We start from the raw sequence: 4198 nt of genomic DNA, 5'->3' as shown, positions 1-4198 counted from the left end.
GATTGATTGCAAAAAAACAAGATTTTCAATAAGTTGCTTATAATCCTAATTATAGTTAGCCTTTCATAAGTAGCGATGCAACAAAGCCATTCCAGTGTCAAGCACTGGAATGACATCACAGGGGCACTGGAATTTTTGTTTCAATATTTGTACATTAGCCATGTATCTGAACAGATACATTATTAGTATAGAAATTGTCTATCAAAGATCCTTTCATTCAGAGGGTAATCTTTGTCAAAAAGCAAAGTTATTGTGTTTTCGTGGTCTTTTTGTATTTTTATCTGTGATATATTATGAAACTCCTTGTAATCTGATACTACAAGTGCTGGACGGTTTTTTGTGTCGTTAATGTCAATTTGTACGATCGTATCGTTTGATATTAATGCTCCATTCCAATGCCTTGGGTAATAGCTATTGATAGAAGTGAGTGCAAGTAAATTTGAATTTAGCGGCAAGATTGGGCCTCCGGCAGAGAAGTTGTATGCAGTGCTGCCTGTGGGAGTAGATAATATTACTCCGTCCCCTCTAAATTTTTCTACTTTTAGCTTATCATTAATAGTAATATTCATTTCTACTATTTGGTTCGCTTTTCTAAAAACATATACTTCGTTTACTGCTATGTAATGATATCTCTTGCCACTTGTGTCTGTTGCTTCCATTTTTAGCAAAGTTAACTGAGTTGAAGTTGCATGCTCTATATGATCAATTAAATTTTCACTGCAGCTAAAGCATTTATTCATCAAAAACCCAACATTGCCAGTGTTTATCCCATACACATGCATGTTTTTATTTTCTATGACGTAATTGTGCAAAGTGCGTAGCATAAAGCCATCACCGCCAACAACTATCAATAGATCGATTTCGGACTTATTTTCTTCTGTTATATTGATAAAATTAAGTTTCTTTAATAGTTTAGATACTTCCTGCGATTTTGGTGATGGAGAAGCAACATAGCCTATATTTTTGTATTTATGCATGCTTCAGTAAACTCTCTAAAACTTAAAGAGGAGGAAAATTAGAAAATGCTTCCATATTTATCGTTAAACTTAGCTAATTTGCTAGTTTTACTTGCTAACCCGCTTGTCAAACTTCCAGTCCATGCAGGGTGAGTAAGAGGATCTCTATCAAGTTTTACCCTATCTCCCTCCTTTCCATAAGTGGAACGAGTTTCAAACTCTTGACCGTCTGTCATAACTATAATAATTTTATGATAATTCATTGTTGTTTATAAACTTTTAGTCAGTTAATATTCTAGTGAACTTAATTCACTAAGTCAATCATTATTCTAAAATATTGACAAAAAATAAATAAAGTAGTATATTTAATAAGGAATAAATAATAACTATCATGATTTTTGCTTTCCCCGGTCAGGGCTCTCAGTTTGTAGGAATGGGAAAGAGCTTATATAGTGAGTTTTCTGTTGCAAGACAAGTATTTAATGAAGTAGATAGCATATTGGATGGAAAGCTGTCTCATTTAATCTTCAACGGTCCTATTGAAGAATTAACCATTACAGAAAACGCTCAGCCAGCTATAATGGCAGTATCAATTGCAATGCTACGTGTTATGGAGCATGTGTTTGGCAAATCTCTTTTCACTGATCACAATGTTAAATATGTTTGTGGGCATTCAGTTGGCGAATATACAGCGCTGTGTGCTGCAGGAGCGTTAACGCTTGAGTCTGCAATCAAGCTGCTGAAAGTTCGCAGCGAAGCAATGCATGAAGCTTCACTGAAATGTAAAGGCGGAATGGTTGCGTTGCTTGGAGCAGAGATAAATGAAGTGGAAGATATATTGAAATCAGTTCAAATTGACGGAATTTGTGAAATTGCAAACGATAACGGTGGCGGACAAGTGGTTATAAGTGGCACTAGAGAAGCTCTTGAAATGTTACCCGATTTATTCAAAAACTCGAGTGTGAGGAAACTAATTAAATTACAGGTTAGTGGGCCTTTTCATTCATCTCTTATGAAACCTGCTGATGAAAAAGTTTTGGAGTTTTTGAAGGGTATTAAAATAACCCGTCCTATAGTTCCTTTGATATCAAATGTTACAGCTAAAGAGGAGAGTGATCCCAAAGTTATAAAAACTTTACTCGCCAAGCAAGTTGTAAGCAGAGTGAAATGGAGAGAAATGGTTTTGTATATGTCAAGTCGTGGCATTAACAAATTTGTTGAAATTGGTCCTAATAAAGTTTTATCTAATTTGGTCAAAAGAATTGACCAATCTATCAGTACAAAAAATATAGATAGTATTGGTGATATTGACAGCTTCTTTAATGAATCATTAGTACTAACAGCGAAAAATTTAAAAGTTGGATTAAGTTAAAACACATCTATTTGATGTCATTCCGGTGCATAACGCTGCCTAGCTGGAATGACAGAGGGTAATGCAAGAAATCAACGAACTGCCTGTCATTTCGTTTGGTTTTTTAATTCCAAGTAGCTGTAAAATAGTAGGGGCAATGTCAGATAACCTTCCGTCTCTTAGTTTTAGATTATCGCAAGACACAATAAATGGCACTTTATTTAGAGTGTGTGCTGTATGAGGTGTATTATTTTCTTCATCGAACATACATTCCACGTTACCATGGTCTGCAGTAACAATTAATGCGGTGTTGCTTGACTTTTTAACAGCATTCAGCACTTTCGCAAGACAATCATCTACAGCTAGCACAGCTTTCTCGGCTGCTTTTATATTACCTGTATGCCCTACCATATCAGGATTAGCGTAATTTACAACTATCAGTGCGAATTCTTGGAAGTGAATTTTTTCTACAAGCTTTTCTGTGAGCTCGAAGGCTGACATTTCGGGCTGCAAATCGTAAGTTTGAACTTTTGGTGAGGGAATGAGTATTCTTTCTTCACCAGAGAAAGGTTCTTCTTTTCCACAATTGAAAAAGAAAGTCACATGAGCGTATTTCTCGGTTTCGGCGATACGTAATTGTCGTAATTTATTGTCTTCTATTGTTTGTCCTAGAGTATCAGCGAAAGAAGTAGGAGGAAGAATATAAGGAATTTTGAGATCTTCTTTATACTTCATCATACTTAAAATTGAAGAGAATTTTGCTACCTTAGCGTAATCTGTTTTGCCAAGCAAAATACTTGCTAATTGTATCATTCGATCAGCACGAAAGTTAGCCAACAGCACTCCATCTTCTGGTTTTATACCTTGATAGTCACCTATTACTGCGGGCCTAATAAACTCATCAGTTATGTTATTTTGATAATTTTCATCAATCAACGATACTGCATTATCATGACAAGGTGCCTTTGCAAATGCGATAGCCTCATAAGCTTCGATTGTTCTCTTCCACCTGTTGTCACGGTCCATAGCATAGTAACGCCCAGAAACAGTAGCAATTCTTGTGTCATTTCCCTTTATACTCTTTGTAAATTCTTGAATGCATTTTTTTCCTGAATTTGGCAATGTGTCTCTGCCATCTAAAAATGCATGTATCACCACTTTTATTCCATGCTGTGATATTTTATTTGCTAAAGTTGAAATATGCTTTTGATGCGAATGAACACCACCATCGGACACCAATCCCATTATATGGCATACTCCGTTCTTACTTTTTAGATCATTAATAAAACTTTGTAGATTTACATTGTTTTCTATTGTTCCAATCTCTTGATTAATGCGCTGAAGGCTTTGTATTACCACTCTACCACTGCCAATATTCATATGGCCAACTTCTGAGTTACCTATTTGACCACCAGGTAACCCCACATCAGTTCCACAGGCGGATAAACTGCATTTTGGATAATTAGAGCTAATATATTGCCAACAGGGTGGATTTGCGTTGCTAATAGCATTGTATTTACTGTTTTCTACTCCATTTCCCCAGCCATCTAGTATACATAAAACGACTGATTTAATGCCCATATAAAATCAACACTAAAATTCAACAGAAAAGAGCTCCCCGGGCCGGATTCGAACCAGCGACCAATTGGTTAACAGCCAACTGCTCTACCACTGAGCTACCGAGGAATAAACCGTTTTTAATTTACCATGTTGAACGTTGGTTGTAAACGTTTTTTGTGTAGACTTTAAGTCCAACTGGTCACAGAAACGAAAAAAATTGCTTTACAAATTCCCCCAGCTTCCTTATCATGAAACTGAAGCTATTGTATTTGCTTTCGCCAATCTGCAGATTAAAAGGTAAGGATTACTTAATGTATCGGCGTCTTATGTT

The 4198-nt window shown here is 36.0% G+C and carries 4 protein-coding genes and 1 tRNA gene; 1 reads left to right on the top strand and 4 read right to left on the bottom strand.

What is annotated here, in order from left to right; translation table 11 throughout:
• Positions 1 to 182: 182 nt before the first annotated feature.
• Both OZD66_RS00055 and rpmE read right to left on the bottom strand, forming a co-directional pair.
• Complete coding sequence (locus OZD66_RS00055; RefSeq protein ID WP_182367181.1) at positions 183 to 977, bottom strand: NAD kinase; 795 nt, start codon at positions 975 to 977, stop codon at positions 183 to 185.
• A 38-nt stretch (positions 978 to 1015) separates the two neighbouring features.
• Positions 1016 to 1219 (bottom strand): 50S ribosomal protein L31, encoded by a 204-nt coding sequence (rpmE, locus tag OZD66_RS00050; protein WP_007548602.1) that lies wholly within the window; start codon positions 1217 to 1219, stop codon positions 1016 to 1018.
• Between the two features lie 128 nt (positions 1220 to 1347).
• Between rpmE and fabD the strand changes: the two genes are divergently transcribed.
• Positions 1348 to 2328 carry an ACP S-malonyltransferase gene (gene fabD, locus OZD66_RS00045; RefSeq protein ID WP_038199165.1) on the top strand — a complete coding sequence of 327 codons (981 nt, stop codon included), beginning with the start codon at positions 1348 to 1350 and terminating at the stop codon, positions 2326 to 2328.
• A 39-nt stretch (positions 2329 to 2367) separates the two neighbouring features.
• Here fabD and gpmI read toward each other — a convergent pair whose 3' ends face one another.
• Together gpmI and OZD66_RS00035 are read right to left on the bottom strand one after the other, a co-directional pair.
• Positions 2368 to 3888 carry a 2,3-bisphosphoglycerate-independent phosphoglycerate mutase gene (gpmI, locus tag OZD66_RS00040; RefSeq protein WP_182367179.1) on the bottom strand — a complete coding sequence of 507 codons (1521 nt, stop codon included), beginning with the start codon at positions 3886 to 3888 and terminating at the stop codon, positions 2368 to 2370.
• A gap of 33 nt (positions 3889 to 3921) precedes the next feature.
• Positions 3922 to 3993: transfer RNA gene (locus OZD66_RS00035), tRNA-Asn, on the bottom strand.
• Between the last annotated feature and the right edge of the window lie 205 nt (positions 3994 to 4198).

This window comes from Wolbachia endosymbiont of Drosophila baimaii, assembly GCF_028982185.1.
GTDB classification, from domain to species: Bacteria; Pseudomonadota; Alphaproteobacteria; order Rickettsiales; family Anaplasmataceae; genus Wolbachia; species Wolbachia pipientis.
This window is presented reverse-complemented; position numbering and strand designations above follow the sequence as displayed.